A 21,254-nucleotide genomic window follows, 5' to 3' on the forward strand; every position below is an offset into this window, starting at 1 on the left:
AATTAATATAAAAAAGTGAGCAATATTTAAATTAGATAATTGTTTTTGCGATTAAAATATGGTAGGTGAAAATATTGGGATATGATGATTTTAAAAACAAAATTTGCATGTACTATAATTCCTTTGAAAATACAAAAAATAAGGTAGAGTCACTTAAATCTACTCTTAATAATATTGTTACCAATATACTTCCTCAGAGAGACAGTGAGTGCCTTTTCTTAATTCGAGATTTTAAAAACACATCAAACCTAAATATAAATTTTATTTATCACAATATGATGTGCTATTATTCAGATGAGGAGAATGCTCTCGTGGTAGGAGTAGTTTGTCCTAATTGGAGTAATGGATGGAAAAATATTTCAAAGAACAATTTTATTTCCAAACAAATAGATATTCTTTTCCATTTTATATCACAATATATTTATAGAAGTTATCAAATTAATATGATTGGAGCCATAGCATTGTCTACTGATATACCTACAGATTTTAGAGGAAATACATTAAAAAGTACATGTGATGAATACGCGATACAAGAAATAGAAAAGTTTAAAACTTTCATAGAAGAAAATACTTCAGAATTAAGCCTAAAAACCTTAGGATATTTGAGATTGATTAATGCACTTGATCCTTTTATAAATAAATCCATATTCTATTATACAAGGTCTTTGGAATTATACAGTTCAGAATTTACAGAAGAAGCATTGACCGCAGCTGACAATATGGTTGATGTGATATTTCAATCTATAAAAAATCGAATAAATGCTCCTACACAAGAGCGAAAAGAAATGTGCAAATATGTTTATAAAGAACTTAAATTTTATGATGAAACTGATAAGCATAACTTGGAACGTCTTTACTTACTAAGGTGTAGATTTACAGCGCATCCTTCAAAATCAAAATGGTGGGATTTTTATGAAATATACGAAGATGATATCGAACAAATAAAATTATCAGTGAGGAAATTATTAATAAAGTATTTGAAATACGAAAATAAGAATCGACTAATAGATGCACATCCTACTTTGTGGAGTCAATGGTTCATAGAAAACTGTGATATTGTTTATGATGCAGTATGGTTTCACGAGATACCTTGATTTCATTCTAACTTGTACTTTATTAAATGAAGGAAATCTATAGATAATGTATAATTATAAAATATCAGTTTATATGTTGTAATTTTTGCCCCGGGCAAATCTCGGGCAAATTTTTATACTTTAAGATTAACTAAAATTAATCAAAACAAAATCATTACAGATAAAACTCGTTGAAAATATAGTAAAATTGCTTAAAAGTAATCAAAACACTATTCACTGACTTGATACGCCGCATGTGGAAACAGTACTTCTGATAACCAGTAATTCCAATGGGTGTAGGGTTTAGGAGGTGTGACCTGGGCAAACCTGGGTCAAAATATTTTTTAACATTCGTTTACAACTATTTTTTTGATCCTTATATATAATTTGAATTTTATACTTATGCAATTATATTTACAACATGCGTAAAATTCAATAACTTTACGGATTTGATTTTTTTAATAGATATATAAGAGTAGCTTTGGCAAATTTTTAGCATAAATTTCAGCTATCTGATTTTCCGGTTTGCCGATTTATTATTTAACTATAATATCATTAAATTAATATGTAGAAGTTAAAAAAACGATGTTTATTTAGTATGAGTGTAAACCTGATTGTGAATACTCAAAATTAACATCTACAGCCCATTATTTAACGGAATTTGTTAAATAATGGGCTGTAGATGTTAATTATAATTTATCTAATTGTAAATTATTGCATTCAGACCAGTAAGTAATTCTTATCTGAACGCAATATTTTTATAGATGTTCTAAGGTTTCTAATTTATTAAACTATTAAAAAAATATAATTTTGTAATATGTTTTAATTCTTAATTATTTTATGATTTTTGAAATTTTATAAAAAAGCATTAAATTTTTTATTATTGTTTATCTACATTAGACACTATACTATTTTTAGTTTTGCGAAATTAGTTTAATATTAAAGGCTTAAAGGCTTATTTCAACTACTGCATAACTTGAACCTAAAACACTTAAAAAGCCATCTTCCCTTAATCTTATTAAACATCTTTCAACAATATTTTCAATTTTGATTGTAATTTCTTCGAACATATCACCTAATTTTTTAATTATGTCATTATAGGTGAATTTTTCTGTTTGAGATAGTATCAGATTTGATATTATTAAATTATAGTTCCTCTCATTAATTTGAATCGAATTTTCATACATAATATTTGCCTCCATTAAATTTTCATTAATTTAGTTAATTCTCCTATAATCACTGATGCTACATCATCACCAATCATAGTACCTAATTCAATTTTTATTTTATTAAAATCCATATATTCATGTCCATTATTTTTAAATACATATAGATAAAACAATGGCATTAAATTCATTTCCATAGTAATACTTTTTCCAACATTAGATAAATCTAAGAAACTTTTCACTTCAAAGTACTCACCAACTGAGGTATAAACTCCTAGTCCACCTTGCTTTGCATTTTTTCCGCCATTAATTCCAACTTTTACCTTTTTTATTACCACAAATGCATCTTTTATATTATAAGTAGTATCTTTTTTCATCTTATTTACACAATTTAAAATTATATCTGACAACCAGTCATCATTAAATAAATTGGAATATACTTTATCGATTTTCCTTAATATGAATCCATCATTTGGTAAAGGAGATTCATATGAGGCATTTTTAATTGTTTCTTCTAATTCTGACGCATATTTCAATATTTTGTCTAAAGGGACTTTAATATTTTTATCTTCTTTTTGTTTTTTATCAATTTCATTAATTAATCTATTTATTTTATGATATTCCTTTTGCATTGATATGGCTACAGCCTTATCTATATTTATAAAATCTTCGGTTCTTTTTATAAGTGAGTAATAATATTTTTTATTAGAAAGTAATTCTTCCAATTTATAAGATATATTATTTTCGAAATTTTCTGAATATTCATCAAAATAATGTTTTTTTAAAATGGCCATTAACCAACCATCATCCCATTGTATTAATCTATTAAAAAAGTAGAAATATGAAGGCTTATCTTCTATAGCTTTCCATATACTTGAAATATTATAATCTAAAATCTTAACATTCTCACATGGACTGTTTTCATCTTTGGATTTAGAATCATCTACATTTAAATATGATTTAGCAAGTTCCTTAATACAATCCTGTAATAAAAAGTCTGTTTTTATTACTCTGTGATGATAAACAATCTGTTTGTATAATTTCCATCTTCTATTAAAAAAATCTTCAATAGTATCAATGCTTTTAGTTGAAGGTGAAAATAAATAGTTATCCCCTTCTTTAACTAATTTCATACTTTCTATTATTCTATCATATTCAATACAACCAACATTTAATCCTGAATTTAATGGATCTCTACTAACATAATCTAATCTGTCCCCATCAAGAGTGCCATCAATTATTCTATGTAAATCAGAAAAAATTGGTTTCTTTTCTTCTAATATTGCAGAAGTTATTTCAGCTACTATTACTTTAAACAATTGTTGTTCAAGTAATGTAGTGTCTTTTGATTGTTCCTCGGTTAAGTTTTCAATAATATCATTAATAACCTTACTTGTAATTTTATTCCCAATTTGTTCATGTAAATCTTGTCGTGTATCAAAATATTTTTTCATTATTGAAACATATTCTTTTTGTCTTTTATTTCTAGTCTCTTCATCAATTTCGATGATATCATTCCAAACATCTTTTAATGCAAATTCTGTAATATGGCTAAATGGAGGATGACCAACATCATGAAGTAATGCGCTTAATCTAATAGCTTGAAATAAAATTATATATAAATTTTTATGGGTATCTTTAACGTTAATAGGGATGTATTTATTATATTCTTCATTAATTTTTGCTTTTTTATATTTTATAATTTTTGACTTATCAAAATTTCTATCGCCTATTTTAATTTTATAGTTTGTATATTTATCTAATGATGTGTTAATCTGTTCATCAATTATACTTTCGATAGTAACAAAAAAATTATCTATAATTTCTTCTTTTGTGTTAGCAACACTAGACATAAACATATTACCACAAAGTTGCATAGTCCCTATTGAATGTTCAAATCGTTTTGTTCTATTAGTAGGATAAGTTAAATAAGCAGTAGAATTTTGAGATATATTGTGCAGTCTGTTAAATATTGGTGTAGATATAACCTGTTTCTCGAGTGAATTGAGTTTAACAGAACCATGAATAGTATCCGCTATTTGAATTGTTTTATTCCCCATAATACCAACCTCATATAATATTAAAATATTAATAATAAATAATATTATATACCAAAAAAAGTAAAATGTAAACATTTGCTAAACAATATATTTTCATTTTACAAATGTCTTTATGATTAGCAATAAAAGATTTTTTATTAATTTTATACTATAGTTCATTAAAAGTAAATAATAAAGGATAATTTCTGTACTTAAACTATACCTTTTATAATAATTTAAGTAATCAACAAGTATTCAATTAGTATTTTTATTAACCAAAAAACAGTAAATAAAATACATTGCAGATAAACCCCGTTCTTGAAAAGTAGATAAAATAAAAACATATCAGGAAAGAAAAATAGCAAGTTTATTTGAAAATTGTTTTCCTTGTGGATAAACTGTGAAAAGCTATGTGGAAATTTATTTCATTATGGGAATATATTGTAAGTATGAAAAGAACGTGATATACTTAAAAACGAGCAAATGTTTGGATGATGATGTGGATATTTAATTAAGGAATAAATTATCAGTAATGTAAACAGAGTGGAAGTGTTTGATTTAAAAAGATAGGCCGCATACTGAAAACGTTAGAAGTTGGATTTAGATAAAGGAATTCATATATAGTATTATTAGAAGGTATATTGTTAAAATAAAGTATATGATAAATTTTTAATTGCAGAAAAAATATATTGAGGAGTGATATATTAATGATTAATAGGTTCAATAGAAAGGGTAAAATTATTAGAGATGTTGTTCATGGGGATATATTTATTCCGAATGAGTTTTTAGAGGTAATAGATACTCTAGAATTCCAAAGATTGAGAAGAATTAAGCAATTATCAATTGCAAATATGGTTTTTCCTAGTGCTGACCATACTAGATTTTCACATTCTATAGGTACATTTTACATTATGACACAAATGATTATTCACTTTAGAGAGAACTTTGAAACTTTACATATTAATATTACGAAAAATGAAGAAAATATCATTCTATTAGCTGCATTATTACATGATTTAGGGCATGGCCCCTTCTCACATGCTTTTGAGGGTATTTTGCCTCAAATACACGATAATATAAAACATGAGGAATGGACGAAAAGAATCATAGAATCAAAAGATAGCAATGTAAATAAAGCTATAGTAAAGAACTTCGGAGAAGATATTCCTGAGAAAGTCATAGAATTGATTAGCAACCAAAAGAAAATAAAAAAAGAAGAAGATGTTTATATACTAGAAAAAGTAGATATGTTTAATGTTTTATCATCTTTAATTAGCAGCCAGTTAGATGCAGATAGAATGGATTATTTATTAAGGGATAGTATGCAGTGTGGTGTTACCTTTGGTAATATTGATATTCAAAGAATTATTACTTCGTTAGAAATAACTGTGCAAGATGATAAATATTATGTTTGCGTGCCAGAAAAATATGTACAAGATATAGAAACGTATATTCTAGCTAGATATCAAATGCAAAAAGTTGTATATTACCATGACTTTAAAATCCAAATGGAACAGCTTATTAAAAAGATATTAAGTAGGGCATATGAATTATTTGGCCAGAAAAAATTGAATTATTGCCCTGAACTGATAAGAAAATTATTTAAATGTGAAATTACGGTTAAGGACTACGTAGAAATGGATGATTCACTTTTTCAATATGCTTTTTCTGTATGGAGGAATGAAGATGATGTAATTTTGAAACAATTATGCAATTCGCTTATGACACGGAGTAAAGCAAAGAAGGTAGACGCATTAGATAATAGTGATAAATATTTACAAATGTTGAAAACGGATATAATGAAATTATTTAAGCAATATGGGTATAATATTATAGATTTAAGAGAAGAATATTTTTGGATTGAGAATAAACCAGGATTTTCTGCATATAAAAAAAACAAAGAAAATATTTGGATTCGTCAAAGCAACGGTATTATTAGCGATTTATCTCAAGTATCAATTATTTTTAATAAGTTGGAAGGGGATTCTATAATTTGGAAAGATGATAAAAATATTATTTTTATTAATTATAATATTTTAAGGAAAATGCCGATTGAAAATATGTGTGAACTTATAGAAGATTTAAAAATGATTCTAAATAATTATGATTTACGAAATACGATTGAAATAGAGAAAAAATATATTTTAAATTCCAAGTCTGTTTTTAAAGAAGTTGATAAATTTATTAATAATCAAGAATTTTATGTGGTAAAAAAATTGGATGAGAAAAATCAAATTGATTATTACTATGATACGGAAGACTTGCAACTGAAAAGAAATGATTATACATTAAGAATTCGCGAAAAGAATGAAAAATATGAGTTAACAATTAAAATACCAGTACCAATGAATAGTGATACAGATTCTTCTCAGAGCGAAAGGTTTGAATTTAAGAAAATAGTTAAGGGAAAAGACGATTTAGATGTTGACTTTATAAAAGAACATATAATTGAATTGAGTTCAATTAGTGATTTGAAACCAAGCATTATAATCAAAAATTTTAGAGTACCAATAATAATGGAGCATGATGACATTAAATTTGAAATGGTTTATGATAACGTCAGATATTGTGAAAACATGAATGATGAAGGAGTAGAAGATTTTCAAATAGAAATAGAATTGAAATCTGAATATCAACATCGAGTTAATTTAAAGATATTAACTGATGAAATGGAGAGAGAAATCAAAGAGCTAAAAATTTCTGATATTTCTAAATATAAAAGAGGAATGTCATTATTAGAGAGTATATGAGTTGAAAAAATTATAGAAATTGATGAAATGGCTTTCTATGATTAAATAAGGAATCATAGAAGGCTATTTTTATGGCAAAGAGAAAAACAAAATTAGTAGAATGAAATAAGTTAAAGTTTATTTTTCATTTTTAAGACTAAAGAATTTTTTAGGTCTGCGTTCTATAAAAGGTTAGGATATTTTTGGGACATTTTTTATTATAAAATGGTATAAAATGTAGTTATTCAATAAAGATGCATTGCCTTAAACACATTGAAATAACAATAAAGTGTTAATTACATATTACATCCTATTATTTGGGGAGGTAAAGCTACTCGCTTAAAATATAAAGAAGCACATGACCATGAAAAAGTAAGCAATATGTAATTAACCACTTGATGAGAGGCACTGACTGAAATAGGTTAGTGTCTTTTGTATTTTTTGACTTCAACACAAATATAAGTTAAATACACTAAATTTTTTTTATTTATAATATGCGTTTTTATCCTGTCTGGGCAAATTTTAAAAAAAGTATTTTTAAATAGATGTCGAAAATTGCATATTGTATACATTATAGTATTTAATTTTATCTATATAATTAATTTATCCCTTGTTTGTTATAATTGTTTGTTAAGTTGACCAAGTTGTATAATTAAATTATAATTGAATGTAGTATTATCTTTTGGAATTTATATAGGGGAGGGAAATATTGAATTACTATAGGATAGGGATATGTGATGATGAAGAGTTTTTTTTGGAAAAGATATACCATTTAGTTGAGAGAAATCTTATAGACTTAAACTGCAATTTTGAAATATATAGATTTAATAAGTTATCAAAATATTATTAACGCATTGGAGGATGGAGAGTGAAATATGTGAAAAAACTGCTGTTTTTTATTATAATTTTAACTTGTGTATGCTCTGCTTGTGGGACTGAAACTAATATTACTGAAGAAGAGTATCTTTCTTTTATTGAACACTATACTTTCCCACCCAACGAAGAAGAGCTTTTGATGGTAATGCAAAAGGTGAACTTGAATTGGGGGATTGGAGGACTTGTGTCGAGTTTTTCATCACAAAAAGAAGATAATGATATAATAGCTATTCATCACATTAACTACCATAGGAATTTAATTGTATGTACATTAAATCTTAACTACAGTACAGGCAAATATGGCGATTTTACATTTGGATACAAATTTTTACCAATAGAAGATGCTATAACTCAAGAGCAATATGATAGGTTCCGAAATGAAGACTTACCATTAATATGGTCATTGGCAGGAGAACTTCTTCTTGAGCAAGAGGCAATTGAAAGTTTGAGAGAAGAATGTATGACATATTTTAATAAATACAAAAAAAATGGTCAACATTTAAATCATATTAATTGGTGGGGAAGACAAAATGATATTTTTTGTCATGTGGAGTTTACGTGGCATTCTGCTTTTAATCAATATATACCTTATAGTGTGACTTTCTTTGATCCGGTGGCACTGGCATTTGATTATAAAACTCAAGGAAAAATTAAATTATATAAGAAAGAAGAGGCAGTATATACTGTATCTGAAGTTGATATTTTAAATTCTACACCATCTGGTGATTTTCTCATATCAGGATATCTTGAAAACCTATGCATCAATGATGATGATATAAATCCAAGTGCATTTTATCACGGATATCCAGCTAATGTAGATTTATATCAAAAAGGATGGTTAGTGGATGAAACAGGCAAATTACCAGTTTATATTATGCCTACGCCTTTGTCAGAAAGTGAATTATCAAAGTGTAGGTTTCATATTGTTAGAATAATAGATGCACCAGAACCATACTGTGTTATTATCCAAAGTGAAATTAAGACAAGTAATTATTAGTACATTGTTTATGAGATATATAATTATGGTTATAGGAGTTACTTTTTTAAATAGGAGGTCTGGTATTTACGGAAATGTAAATTTCCACTTTATAAGTACATATATAGAAGCCTGGAACTCCTTTAATCAAAGGAATTGGCAGTTTATTATTCTGAATATATTATTATTTGTTCCACTAGGAATTTTTTTGCCTATTATTCATAAGAAATTTAATAATATACTATGGACCTTATTTGTGGGTCTTATCATTACATTAATAATTGAATGCTTACAGTATTTAACTGAATTTGGTATTTTTGATATAGATGATATTTTTAATAACATTTTAGGAACAGCCATTGGATATATTATTAAAATGAGCGCTACTGAAATGTTGCGCAAACAAAAGAACAATAGGTTAAGCATATTTCATCAGATGCAGGAAGTTATGAGTGGACTGTGGATTTGGAAAGTAGAGATGATTCTTTGGTCGATGGAATTTAGTCTTGTACATATTACAGCGATGGCGATATTAAGTATATATCTAATAATTTAGTTACTTATAAAAAAGAAAAAGATATAGAAATTATTAGTGAAGTAGAAGCTTATGATAAATTAAAAACTGGAAAATTTAAGTTAAGTAATTCATCCATTAATATTAAGAAAATTGATATAACTAAAGTAATATTAGATTACATGATTGATTCTAAAGGATTCTTACAACCGGTATATTTATTTCATACTTTATTAAATGGTGAGGAAACTACAATCGTTATTCTGGCAATGTTAAAGGAAGACCTTTTAATGAACTAATTGAGGAATTAAGATAAAGGTTTAACAAGTAAGAATATGTTCTAAGCTTTTAAAAAATATAATTGAGGAATAATATTACAATATTTGTATATATTCTAAAATAGCTTCGGGCAAATTCTGGGCAAATTTTTGTAGAGAACAGTATAAAACGGTATTAATAAAAATGTATGGAATTCTATGAAAATATTGAAATTTACACATAGTATTAATACCATTTTACCCCCTAAGATTCGGGGAGGTAAAGCTACTCGCTTAAAATATAAAGAAGCACATGACCATGAAAAAGTAAGCAATATGTAATTAACCACTTGATGAGAGGCACTGACTGTAAAGGGTTGGTGTCTTTTGTGTTTTTAATTCTAATTTAAATTAATATCAGAAAGAGGCGTACCAATTGTGCAAGATTGTTGAATAGCATATTCTCCTTTTTGCCAATTTCGTTTCTTATAATTGATACTTCAAAATCTTTATGTAGTCTCTCGTGGAGAATTTGAAAAAAATATGCTGCTTAAAATTTGCTTTTAAATTGTAAAAAAGTTACAATTATGGTATGTTGTATTACGACGGATAAGTAATATTATATCCAACTGTAAAATATTACGGTATTCTTGTATATGCAGAAGCACAGGATTTAGTTGAATTAGCTAAAAACGAACAAATAAAATTAGTAGAATTTAATGAAGCTTTGGTATCTAAAAAATATTAAATAAAGTATCCAAAATAGTGAGGGGGAAGCAATGAATATAAACAATAATATTTTTAAGAAGGTATCATTTTGGGTTGTAGCCGTAATTGTTATTGTAGTAGGTATAGTTATTGCCTTCGGAACAAATCCCATAAATGATTATCAATATCAATTTCCTTTGAAAACTGAAGATATAGAAAAGGTATTGGCTGAACAGGGAATAGATATGGTTATAGTAGATAGCAATACTATTGATGATTCAATAAATGTTCCAGCATTAAATAATGTTACAATAAATATAGCAACTTTAAGAAATGATGATAATATAACATTTGGAATTAGTTCTCAAGATAGAGATAATCATAAGGTTCTAAACTTGTCTTGGTATTTACCAAAAACATTATCATCAGAACAAGTTAATGATTTTTTTTATAATGAGCTATCAAAACAATTTGAACTCGCTGGTATATTCTATGGAAATAAAAAAGAATTAGATAAAGAATTAGATAAATTGCTTGATTATTATCTTGATGAAAAAAATTATAATAATAGCTTTTTTTGGAACAAAAGGGTAGGTAATGACCATTTAAGAGTAAGTAAAAATAATCAAACTATATCCATGCTAATTATTCCTGATGAAGGATATGAAACTTATTTAAATTCGAGAAATGAAGCTTGGAAAAATACTGCCGAAATTGATAATATTAATATATATAACAGTACTATAGTAGAAATGAAAGAGTCAGTAAAAGAAGACATACCGGTTGAAAATAAATCAGATATTGTATCACAACACTTTGTTATTAAAGGTCAATTGAAAAATATTAAAGAAAATAAAAAAGTACCAACAGCATTAATGAATATTAACTCAAACTATTTAATGCCAAACAAGGATAAGTACTTAAGCGCTAAATTAGTTGATAATACGGGTAGTGTTGATGTGTTTTTACAAATGACTTCGCTTAAACCAAATCAATTAAGTATGGAACGCAATCACAATGTTGTTGTGTTTTATAACAACAATGAACCGGTATATGTTGTTCGTTTTAGTACATTGAATTAAGTGAACAGCTACTTGATTTATATTTATATTTGTATTCTGTATTGTATTCAATATTAAATTCCAATCTGTATTTGAATTATTAGGCATAATTCAAATTATACGAACTAATTTAACGCAAAAAAGCATGTAAATTTTTAATAAATTACATGCTTTTTTGTTACAAATATTATACAAAACTCGTTACAAAAGTGACTGTAAAAATTGAATTTGCGAGATATATGTTAGAAGATATTATTAAAAATATTGTTATAGTGAATACTATTCATACAGTTAAATTAATAGCAGCATAATCACTATTAAAGTAATCAAATGTATTGATTTTAAAACAACATATTTATCATTGTCAAAAGAAGCAATTAAAGAGGATAGAAATGATGAAAAAGTTGATGAAATAATTAGTATTTTATAAAAAATAATATAAAAATAGAAAGGAGTGGTTTTAATGTTTAAATTCATTAAAAATTGGCTTGACAGATTGGCAGAAGAGAATAAAAAAACTTTTGGAACAGGTAGAATGGATTGCTGTGATTTAAATAAACCGAAAAATACAACACAAGCTAATACTAGTAATAAGAAATGAGGTGAAAAAAATATCACATATTAAAAAATTCTAATAAGTTATTAAAGAAAAATCTTAATATGGACAATTTAACAGGACTTACTTTATGTAAAACTGTATCCGCTACTTGATGTCCAAATCTTACAAATCTTTAGAACAAGATAGTAGCTTCCTCCTATTATGATGATGTAATGATGCTTATGTTGTTAGGTGATTGAAATAGTCAAGATTAGTGAGAAGGTAAATAAAATATACTTGTGAATATCTTAAATTAGATAAATCGTAAGTATAAAAACCAAAGAATTTCAAATAATACTTTTATATTAAAAATATAAAAGAAAGGATAAATATCGATGGGTATAGTAACAAATAATCATATGCAGTCATGCATAGATGCATGTAATAAATGTGCACAAGCATGCTTTGAATGCTTTAATGCATGTTTAAATGAACCGGATTTAAATGCAAGAAAGAACTGTGTTAAAATTCTGGTAGAATGCGCTATGATGTGTCAAATGTCTGCTGCAACAATGTCAATGGTGGGTAGCTTTACATCAGAACATTGTAATGTGTGTGCTAAAATTTGTGATAAATGCGCTGAAGAATGCGCTATGTTTAAAGATGATCATTGCAAGAAGTGTGCAGATATTTGCCGTATGTGTGCAGATGAATGCAGAAAAATGGCTGGTGCATTAGTTTAATCAGTAAAAAAGAGGTTATATCAAAAACAGTATTCAATAATTATTTACCGAATACTGTTTTTATATTTCATAACTTCTTAAGGGGTATTTATATTTGACAATATTTAAAATTTAATTTTTGAATAATCTTAACTGTTTATTGAAATTATATATAAAGTTATTGAATTTAGAAATTTAAAAATTAATGATAATAAATAGTAACAAAAAAGCACTTTATATAAATAATAACTTTGCTTCACAAGTTCTTCGAGGTTACTAATCTAAAAAGTGATATTTTGAAGAAAATAGTTATTCATAATTTTTAAAATTGGTGTTAAGTATAAAAATAATAATCAAATGGAGTTGGTACTATGATGGGATATGGATATGGAATGATGGGCTATGGGTGGGGCTGGTTCATAATGATAGGCGCAGTTGTATTAACGGTATTAGGAATTGTAGCTCTGATTAATTATTTTCAGCTATCAACTAAGACTAATGGCCGTTCAAATAACAATGCTTTAAATATTTTAAATGAAAGATATGCCAGAGGAGAAATAACTGAAGAAGAATACAATCAGAAAAAAACACAATTAAGAAAATAATATAATTAGTTTATAAAAAATTAATGCCACCGTAAAGGCATTAATTTTTTGTTGAATTAAAATGGAAGAGGTGCTTTATTATGAAAAAAATTTTATCTAACAGATATAATATTTTGTTTTTAATATTTGTTTTGTTAATAGGGGCTTTAGGGTACAGGTTTGCTTTAACTGTGGCAAAAGCTCTTGCTACTAAATCTGCATCTTTATTTCGGCCAGCACTATAACCAATTATTTTACGATTAAAAAGGTCATAAGCACACATATATAGTTCCAGCTTTTGCCGACTCTAATATCATATTCACTTATTATATCGCATTTTCTTTTACCGTTTTGATATAACAGTACTATTTGGCTTTTAAATTCTGTAGTAAAAGTACGACGTTGTTTTCTGTTTTTTGATTCTGGCATGGTCATGCTCCTTGTTTATTATATTCTGATTGTACATGACCTTAAAATTTCTGTCCAGTTTATTATAGCCGATCCAAAACTCGAAAATTATAGTATTTGTAAATTATAATTTGAAAATGTATAATTTATATAGTATCCTTAATTATAAGGCTTAACTGCAATACTATGGCATTATAATGCAAAGACTCAATGTTACTGACTGGTATTTAATTTTCTAATTTTGTAAGGAGGTATTATGTATAAAAAATATACACAATTAATTTTTGGTTTAATGATAATTATAATTTTTACTTCTTGCAATGATTCAAAAAAATCATTAATGTTTAATGAAATACAAACCCCTAGTAACTACTTTGATACTACCGAAGAAAATGATAAAATTTATATAGTAGATGAAAATGCAGTAAATATATTTAAGACATTTTTTCAAATAGAAAATATTGATAACAGCCTTTGTTATCTCGTTGACGATAAATTGAATATTAATGTTTACTTTAACGATAATTTAAATGCTAATGATATAAAAAATATAGAACTTTATTTTACAAAAATTTTAGTATTAAAGCAATATGGTTCCTATCCAATTCCATATGGAGATTTATATAATAAAAGGGTGAAATATGACTCGTGTGTCCTAAGGATTTTTACTATCGATAAGCTTTTAATCTACGACGAATATGATTTTAACTCGAATAATTTTGAATATTATGAAAATATGTCAATTAATATAGATTCTAGAAATTATAATGATGACTATTCATTAAATGTCATGAATAAAATTAGTAAAGAATTAAATAGAAATCTCAATATAGTTACAGTAAAACCTTTTAAGGGATATGCCATAATGTTTAAAATTATAACTAATGAAAAATTAGGCAAAGACGATATAGATTTAATAAAAGAAATTATTGAAACAAATTTAACAGATCGGGCAGATATAAACTCATATGTAGGTATTATAGTTGAATTATCGATAGATTCTGAAAAGTATGAAGAGTTTACCTATATAAATGGCATAAACAAAAGATGGACAGAAGAAAACTGGGTGACTATTGATTTTGTTAAAGAAGCTATGACCTTAGAATAATGATAAGAAAACTTGGTAAAATTTGTAAATACGCAAAAGTTCCTAAGTAATTGGGAGCTATATTGGTAAAACAATGCTGTTATAAAAATTAGAGTTCTGTGGCATTATTTTTTTAGCAAATAAATATAATCAAGTTAAGTTTACAGGTGAAATATGATTAAAAAAAATTTAGATAATTTCATTCTAGGCAATACAGATAAAATTCCGATTGTGGAATTTAATGATAACAATTTTGTACATTTGACCGAACTAAATGATATTAAAGGTATTATTAAGAAACGTTGCAGAAATTCTCACAAGGGAACATATGGCAAAGTGGGATTCATCTCCGGTTCTAAGGGAATGGCAGGTGCGGCGGTTCTTAATCTTAATGCTGCACTTAAATGCGGCTCAGGCTTGGTTAAAGCTTTTATACCGGATGAAATATATTGTGTAGTTGAGTCCATGGCATTAGAAGCAATAACATGTACTTATAATGCACACGATTTTTCTTTTGAAAAGCTTAAACAAGAGATAATTGCTTATTCTGATGTAGTGGCAACAGGTTCGGGTTGCAGTAATATAATTAATTATGACGGAATACTGAATTATCTTTTGAGTAATTGCTTAAAGCCGTTGGTTATTGACGCCGAGGGAATAAATAAGCTTGACTTAAATAAACTGTTAGGTCACGAGCAGCTTGTTGTTTTGACGCCGCACTACGGGGAAATGGCAAGATTGTTAAAAAATGATATTAGCTATTTAAGTAATGATATAATCGAAAAATCTTCCGAGTTTTCACAAAAATATAATGTATTTCTTGTGTTAAAGGGCGCACGTACAGTAATTGCATGTCCAGATGGTGAAGCATTTATTAATACTACTGGAAACCCTGGAATGGCAACAGCCGGCAGCGGAGATGTACTGACGGGAATAATTGCTTCATTAATAGGACAGCAAATAGAGATAAAAAATGCACTCAGAGCTGCTGTTTACTTGCATGGTATGGCCGGAGATATGGGAGCAGAGTGCTTGGGGGAATATTCGTTAACTGCAGGTGATATTATTAAATACTTACCTGAAGCTATAATAAAAATAATTCAATAGTATCATTAAGGAAAATGCCAGTTAACTAAGTTGGCATTTTTAAATCCTTGCAACTATCAGGTAAATTATGGTATAATGAAACGCTTTTATACTCTGCTTTGCTATTAAAAACTGAAGTAAAGCACGCAATAAAAATATGCAGGGGGTGAGAATTAGTGAGTACAGCTTCTTGCTGATACCTTACTAAGAAATATTATGAACCAAGATTTGCAAGAATTGAGTAAATGGACGGGTATTATAGGCGTAATATACATTATTTTTGGTATTATTGCTGCAATTGCAGGCTTATTTGCATTCCTTATAGGATCTGTGCCCGGTATTATACAAATAATTTTGGGCTCTAAATTATTAAAAGTTAAAAAGCATGCTGATGAAGCAATATTTTCAAATGTTGATGATTCTTCGGTTCAAGTAAGTTATATGATTTCAAAGCTGGCATCATATTTCAAGCTTCAGGGACTGCTAATGGTGGTTAGTTTTATAGTTGAGATTATATTAAGAGTGTACTAATGGATGTTTTTGCTTTGTTTGGAACAGTGCTTTAATCAATTAATGAAATTGGTATAATTGCTATGAAATGATAGTATAAATAAATGAGGTAAACAGCTCATTGAAGGAATATTATTGATCTATTTCTTAATGAGCTGTTTTATTTTACAATGCAAATTTACTTAACATATTATGCAGCTTTTGAGATCTTAGGGACAGTTCACTGCTGTCAGCGTAAGACTGCTCAGCTGCATTGGAATTTGCCAGAACTATGGTTGAAATATGGTCTATTCCTGATTTTATTTCTTTTATGGCTGACAGCTGTTCTTCGGAAGCTTTTGTAATCTCTGATATCTTAATTGTTGCTTCGTTTGAGCTTGTTACAATTTTTGACAGAGATGAAGCTGTTTCGTTTGCAAGTTTGTTTCCGTTATGTACAGCCTGTGAGGTTTCTTCAATAATATAGGCAATGTTTTTAGCAGCCTCGGAGCTGTTTAGTGCCAGACTTCTTACTTCACCAGCTACAACGGCAAACCCTTTGCCGGCATCGCCTGCGCGTGCTGCTTCAACTGCAGCGTTTAGTGCTAAAATGTTTGTTTGAAAAGTTATATTATCAATGACTTTAATAAATTTTTCTACATCACTGGATTTTTTGCTTATTTCAGACATAGTGTCCAGCATTTCATTCATACTTTTGCTGCAGCTGGTAATTTCATCATCAATTTTATACAATGTATTTCTTGCATCATGGGTGTTTTCTGTATTAGCTTTTGCATATTCAGATATTTCATCAATTGCTGTTTGTGATTCCTCTATTGAACTTGACTGATCAGCCGCTCCTTTTGAGATGGTTTGAGAATTTGTTAATAATTGGCCTGACCTTAAAGAGACTTCTGATGACAGCTGGCTTATTCCCTTGAGAGTATCTGATAAAAGGCTTACTGATGCATCAATGGATTGTCCTATTTTTTTGAAATCACCTTTAAAATTTCCGCTTGTCGTTATATCTAAATTACCTTCTGATAATTGCTTCATGGCATAATCAATTTCATTTATATATAATGCCAGGGAACATGAGGATTTTCTTAAGTCTTCAGCTAATCGGCCTATTTCATTATCTGATTCATACTCTATTTCACAGTCTAGGTTTCCCTCTGACAATGACATTGCAAAATCTTCTATTTGCATTATAGGTTTTACAATGCTGCCTGCTATGGATTTTGAAATTATCCATCCAAGAACTACTACTGCTGTTGTTGTGGCTATTGTCAGTATTAAGGTAAACTTTGATGCTTTGTCAGATTCTTCGGCGTTCTCCTGCAGTTCAGCATTTATTTTTTCAGTTATCAAATCAAGGTTTGAGTTTATTTTAATGATAATTGGATCATAAGAATTAAAAATCATTCTAGATGCGTCACTTTTGTACTTACTTGTCATTACGGCATCTCTTATTTTAGCCTCTTCTTCCAAAGCTTTAAGTATATCATTTATATTTTTTGTATCACTGTTTAAAAAAACTTTGAGGTTTTCAAGATTTTTTACGGCTTCGTCGTACAAATCTTGGCTTTCTTTTATGTAATCATCCTTTTTTGCCTTGTTGTCTGTCAGTGTTGATGCATATAAATTTTTTTCAATTATTTTTAGATTATTAGATACAGAAGATGCGTAATATACCTCGGGAATAGTAACATCATTAGCTTTTTTTAATAGTTTAACAGTTTCATTATATTTTAACATACTTACGGAAATTGGAATTATAAATAGGATTATAATTACTGCAAAGGAAACCTCCAGCTTAGTTCCCAGTTTCATATTGGCAAAAGAATTTTTTCCGTACTGTATTTTTTTCCTAGAGATTAAGCTGTCTGTCTTAAATTTAAAAAAATTTGAAACGGAAGAAAGAGCATTTATTATTTTTTTATTGATTATCTTAAATACCTTTTTGAACATAATTGTCTCCTTTATAATATTATAAAAACACTTTCAATATAATTTGCTTAGGTAATCAGTACATAAAAATTTTGTAAACGGTTTGTATTATTTACAATGTTCTATATAAATTATTTTTGAGAAATTTACTTTTAATTTACAAAGAAATTTCAATTATTTATCAAAATTATGATTTCAATAGAGTAGCATTAAGTTCATCCGAAACAATTGCTAGGAGTTGACAAGATGTCACAGAAAATTCAGGAAGATTTGAATTACATAATTGATAATAAGCTAATAAAAACAGTATTCCAGCCTATAGTATCGCTAAGGGACGGCAGTATTTTTGGGCATGAGGCGTTGAGCAGAATAACTTGCAAGGATTCAATAAAAAATCCGGATCAACTCTTTACCGAAGCAGCAAAACATAACTGTTTGTGGCAGCTGGAACTGTTATGCAGGACAAAAGCTCTGGAGGCTGCATTTGTCCACATGGTTCCACCGTACAACAAAAAACTATTTATTAATGTAAACCCATACACAATGAATGATGAGAGTTTTAAGAGAGGTTTTACAAGGGAATTTTTGATGCAATACAGTATAGATCCCATTAAATTTCGCAAACTAAATAATACGTTAAGATTTTTGATAATGAATATTTTGAAAGTTTATTAAAAACTTACAAATCATTTACATTGCGCTGATTACTTTTTTACTAACCGGCGATATAGTGAATAAAGAAAATTTATGAAGGAGAAAATATTAAATGAACGTAAAAAAAATATTATCGATAGTTTCAGCAGTATTAGTGATGTCTTTGGCATTTGTAGGATGCGCTAAGACTGAGACACAGGTACCTAACAATGAGCAGCCTGCAGGACAACAAGAAGAAGAGCAGGCACCGAGTTTTGATACTGATAAGGATATAACAGTAATTGCAAGAGATGCTGCTTCCGGAACAAGAGGTGCATTTCATGAACTTATGAAAATTAAAGTTAAAGAAGGAGACACAGAGATAGACAAACTGGTTGTTGGAGCTCTGGAATTTGACGGAACAGATAAAGTAATAACAGCTGTAGAGGGAGACGAATACGGTATCGGATATATTTCATTAGGATCTGTAAGTGAAAGAATTAAAGCATTAAATGTTGATGGAGTTGAACCTACCATTGATAACATTAAAAACGGTGAATATGCAGTAGCAAGACCATTTTTACTTGTTACAAAGGGAGAAGAGAGTGATTTAGTTAAAGATTTTATAAGCTTTACTGAATCTGTTCAAGGTCAGCAGATAGTTGAAGAAAAACACTACATTTCATCAGTTTCAGACCCTGTTGAATACACTGCTTCAAATATGTCAGGAACAATCAAAATTGCTGGTTCGACTTCAGTTACACCACTTATGGAAAAACTTCAAGAAGTTTACAAAGAACTTAACCCAAATGTTTCATTCGAAATGCAGTCAAACGGATCATCTCAGGGAATCAAGGCAGCTATTGACGGAAGCTATGATATAGGAATGAGTTCAAGAGAACTTAAAGATGAAGAAAAATCTCAACTTAACGAGCATGTACTTGCAATGGACGGTATAGCAGTTATAGTTAACAATGAAAACCCAATTTCTGATTTATCATCAGAAGATATTACAAAAGTATATACAGGCGAAATAACGAAATGGTCAGAGGTAGAATAATAAAATCCCTCCAAGAGCAAAAAAGCAATCAGCTATAGGCTGGTTGCTTTTTTATATGCTGAAAAATTTTCTTCTAGCATGTAAAAAGGAGGATGACAGTTGCGTATGTAACTATTTATATAAAAATCCATAAAATAAAGTACTAAATAGATTGGAGGTCAAAATGGATTGTTATAATAATAGATACGTTTGCTCGAAGAACTATGGATATTTAAACAATAGCCAGTACAGCAGTGCGATAGCATATGTATCCGGAAGCCAAGAGGCACCAAATATTCATGGGATGATAATTTTTACAGATGTTCCCGGCGGTACAGAAGTGTTCGCTGAATTTGTAGGGTTACCGATATATAAACCTGCTTCAGGAAATGATGCTCCTGTAGGGCCGTTTGGATTTCATATCCATGAATATGGAATGTGTCAACCAGGCGAATCAGGTGAACCGTTTGGCGCGGCCGGAGGACATTGGAATCCTACAAATCAACCACATGGAAATCATGCAGGTGATTTCCCGGTTATATTTTCAAATAATGGATATGCAAGAATGGCTTTTTTTACGGATAAGTTTAAAGTCCAGGATGTTATAGGAAAGTCAGTTATAGTTCACAAGAATCCGGATGATTACAGAACTCAGCCTTCAGGGGCATCCGGAAACAGGATAGCCTGCGGAGTGATTCACCCTCTGCTGTAATTATAATGCTTTATTTACAATTCGAAAGAAGGCACCCTAGGTGCCTTTTGTTTTATTAAATGGACGTTCTATAGAGCTTTTATCATCAGATCGAGGTATTTTTCTGCTCTTTTATATATATCAAAGCTGCCGTTGTAAAGACACCAATGAAAAATTAAGCCTCTCATACCTTGATACAGATATTCATTAATTTCATTTACCTTCATTGGAACAGTAATTTCTCCGGCATCAATTGCTTCCTCAATAATTGGGTTGAGAAGGGTCTGCATTGCTCTTCCTTCTTTTATAAATAAAGTGTTACTGTTGTTATAAAGAATTTTGATAAAATCGAATGGTTGTTCTTCAACAAATTCTATATAAAAAAGCATATAGTTTTTAATTTTTTCCTTGCTTGTACATCCTTTAATTCCATTGCTCACAAATTCGTTAAATATCTCATCAGCCTTTACGTATTGCTGAAGAAGAATATCATTTTTTGATTTATAATAATTATAGAATAATCCTACAGAAACATTTGCAGCTTTAGCAATATCTTGAATTGAACGGCTGTTCACTTTGAACCTCCTGAAATTAGTAAAAGATATCAGTAGATATTATAACATAATTA

19 protein-coding genes and 1 pseudogene are annotated in these 21,254 nt (G+C 28.5%); 15 read left to right on the plus strand and 5 right to left on the minus strand.

The genetic code is table 11. The features are described 5' to 3' along the window. The first annotated feature begins 74 nt into the window (after positions 1 to 74). Positions 75 to 1,094, plus strand: coding sequence for a hypothetical protein (locus ACS3UD_RS14480; protein WP_308138936.1), 1,020 nt, complete (start codon positions 75 to 77; stop codon positions 1,092 to 1,094). A 926-nt stretch (positions 1,095 to 2,020) separates the two neighbouring features. On the opposite strand, the gene ACS3UD_RS14485 is transcribed toward ACS3UD_RS14480, so the two are convergent. Both ACS3UD_RS14485 and ACS3UD_RS14490 read right to left on the minus strand, forming a co-directional pair. Further along, positions 2,021 to 2,260 (minus strand): hypothetical protein, encoded by a 240-nt coding sequence (locus ACS3UD_RS14485; RefSeq protein ID WP_308138935.1) that lies wholly within the window; start codon positions 2,258 to 2,260, stop codon positions 2,021 to 2,023. 14 nt (positions 2,261 to 2,274) lie between these two features. Beyond that, positions 2,275 to 4,299: a hypothetical protein gene (locus ACS3UD_RS14490; RefSeq protein WP_308138934.1), complete on the minus strand. Its 2,025-nt coding sequence runs from the start codon at positions 4,297 to 4,299 to the stop codon at positions 2,275 to 2,277. 686 nt (positions 4,300 to 4,985) lie between these two features. On the opposite strand from ACS3UD_RS14490, the gene ACS3UD_RS14495 reads away from it, so the two are divergent. The 8 genes from ACS3UD_RS14495 (at position 4,986) to ACS3UD_RS14530 (ending at position 13,264) form a co-directional block, all read left to right on the plus strand. After that, positions 4,986 to 7,028, plus strand: a complete 2,043-nt coding sequence (locus ACS3UD_RS14495; RefSeq protein ID WP_308138933.1) for a CYTH domain-containing protein — start codon at positions 4,986 to 4,988, stop codon at positions 7,026 to 7,028. Between the two features lie 688 nt (positions 7,029 to 7,716). Next, positions 7,717 to 7,857, plus strand: a complete 141-nt coding sequence (locus ACS3UD_RS14500; protein WP_308138932.1) for a hypothetical protein — start codon at positions 7,717 to 7,719, stop codon at positions 7,855 to 7,857. An 18-nt stretch (positions 7,858 to 7,875) separates the two neighbouring features. Further along, a complete protein-coding gene (locus tag ACS3UD_RS14505; protein ID WP_308138931.1) occupies positions 7,876 to 8,880 on the plus strand; it encodes a hypothetical protein in 1,005 nt (334 codons plus the stop codon). A gap of 10 nt (positions 8,881 to 8,890) precedes the next feature. Further along, entirely contained in the window at positions 8,891 to 9,415 is a 525-nt protein-coding gene (locus tag ACS3UD_RS14510) for a VanZ family protein (protein ID WP_440977688.1), read from the plus strand. 994 nt (positions 9,416 to 10,409) lie between these two features. Beyond that, positions 10,410 to 11,420: a hypothetical protein gene (locus tag ACS3UD_RS14515; RefSeq protein ID WP_308138929.1), complete on the plus strand. Its 1,011-nt coding sequence runs from the start codon at positions 10,410 to 10,412 to the stop codon at positions 11,418 to 11,420. A 442-nt stretch (positions 11,421 to 11,862) separates the two neighbouring features. Then, a complete protein-coding gene (locus ACS3UD_RS14520) occupies positions 11,863 to 12,000 on the plus strand; it encodes an LDCC motif putative metal-binding protein (RefSeq protein WP_308138928.1) in 138 nt (45 codons plus the stop codon). A 332-nt stretch (positions 12,001 to 12,332) separates the two neighbouring features. Further along, a complete protein-coding gene (locus tag ACS3UD_RS14525) occupies positions 12,333 to 12,680 on the plus strand; it encodes a four-helix bundle copper-binding protein (RefSeq protein WP_308138927.1) in 348 nt (115 codons plus the stop codon). Positions 12,681 to 13,030: 350 nt separating this feature from the next. After that, complete coding sequence (locus ACS3UD_RS14530) at positions 13,031 to 13,264, plus strand: SHOCT domain-containing protein (protein ID WP_308138926.1); 234 nt, start codon at positions 13,031 to 13,033, stop codon at positions 13,262 to 13,264. A 154-nt stretch (positions 13,265 to 13,418) separates the two neighbouring features. On the opposite strand, the pseudogene ACS3UD_RS14535 reads toward ACS3UD_RS14530, so the two are convergent. Next, positions 13,419 to 13,555 (minus strand): annotated as a pseudogene (locus ACS3UD_RS14535) (IS3 family transposase); the annotation flags it as partial. A 352-nt stretch (positions 13,556 to 13,907) separates the two neighbouring features. On the opposite strand from ACS3UD_RS14535, the gene ACS3UD_RS14540 reads away from it, so the two are divergent. The 3 genes from ACS3UD_RS14540 (at position 13,908) to ACS3UD_RS14550 (ending at position 16,355) form a co-directional block, all read left to right on the plus strand. After that, on the plus strand, positions 13,908 to 14,759 hold the full coding sequence (locus ACS3UD_RS14540) for a hypothetical protein (protein ID WP_308138925.1): 852 nt from the start codon (positions 13,908 to 13,910) through the stop codon (positions 14,757 to 14,759). A 153-nt stretch (positions 14,760 to 14,912) separates the two neighbouring features. After that, positions 14,913 to 15,845 carry an NAD(P)H-hydrate dehydratase gene (locus ACS3UD_RS14545; protein ID WP_308138924.1) on the plus strand — a complete coding sequence of 311 codons (933 nt, stop codon included), beginning with the start codon at positions 14,913 to 14,915 and terminating at the stop codon, positions 15,843 to 15,845. Positions 15,846 to 16,040: 195 nt separating this feature from the next. Further along, a complete protein-coding gene (locus ACS3UD_RS14550) occupies positions 16,041 to 16,355 on the plus strand; it encodes a DUF5362 family protein (protein ID WP_308138923.1) in 315 nt (104 codons plus the stop codon). Between the two features lie 144 nt (positions 16,356 to 16,499). Here the strand turns inward: ACS3UD_RS14550 and ACS3UD_RS14555 are convergent, their stop codons facing one another. Then, positions 16,500 to 18,284, minus strand: coding sequence for a methyl-accepting chemotaxis protein (locus tag ACS3UD_RS14555; protein ID WP_308138922.1), 1,785 nt, complete (start codon positions 18,282 to 18,284; stop codon positions 16,500 to 16,502). A 225-nt stretch (positions 18,285 to 18,509) separates the two neighbouring features. Here ACS3UD_RS14555 and ACS3UD_RS14560 point away from each other — a divergent pair, with 225 nt between their 5' ends. The 3 genes from ACS3UD_RS14560 to ACS3UD_RS14570 all read left to right on the plus strand — a co-directional run bounded on the left by ACS3UD_RS14560 (position 18,510) and on the right by ACS3UD_RS14570 (position 20,647). Next, complete coding sequence (locus ACS3UD_RS14560; protein WP_308138921.1) at positions 18,510 to 18,938, plus strand: EAL domain-containing protein; 429 nt, start codon at positions 18,510 to 18,512, stop codon at positions 18,936 to 18,938. Between the two features lie 91 nt (positions 18,939 to 19,029). After that, a complete protein-coding gene (locus ACS3UD_RS14565; protein WP_308138920.1) occupies positions 19,030 to 19,956 on the plus strand; it encodes a substrate-binding domain-containing protein in 927 nt (308 codons plus the stop codon). A 163-nt stretch (positions 19,957 to 20,119) separates the two neighbouring features. After that, a complete protein-coding gene (locus tag ACS3UD_RS14570; protein ID WP_374049896.1) occupies positions 20,120 to 20,647 on the plus strand; it encodes a superoxide dismutase family protein in 528 nt (175 codons plus the stop codon). Positions 20,648 to 20,715: 68 nt separating this feature from the next. On the opposite strand, the gene ACS3UD_RS14575 is transcribed toward ACS3UD_RS14570, so the two are convergent. After that, a complete protein-coding gene (locus ACS3UD_RS14575; RefSeq protein WP_440977689.1) occupies positions 20,716 to 21,201 on the minus strand; it encodes a TetR/AcrR family transcriptional regulator in 486 nt (161 codons plus the stop codon). Positions 21,202 to 21,254 lie beyond the last annotated feature (53 nt).

Source organism: Sedimentibacter sp. LTW-03 (assembly GCF_052059825.1).
Lineage (GTDB): Bacteria > Bacillota > Clostridia > Tissierellales > Sedimentibacteraceae > Sedimentibacter.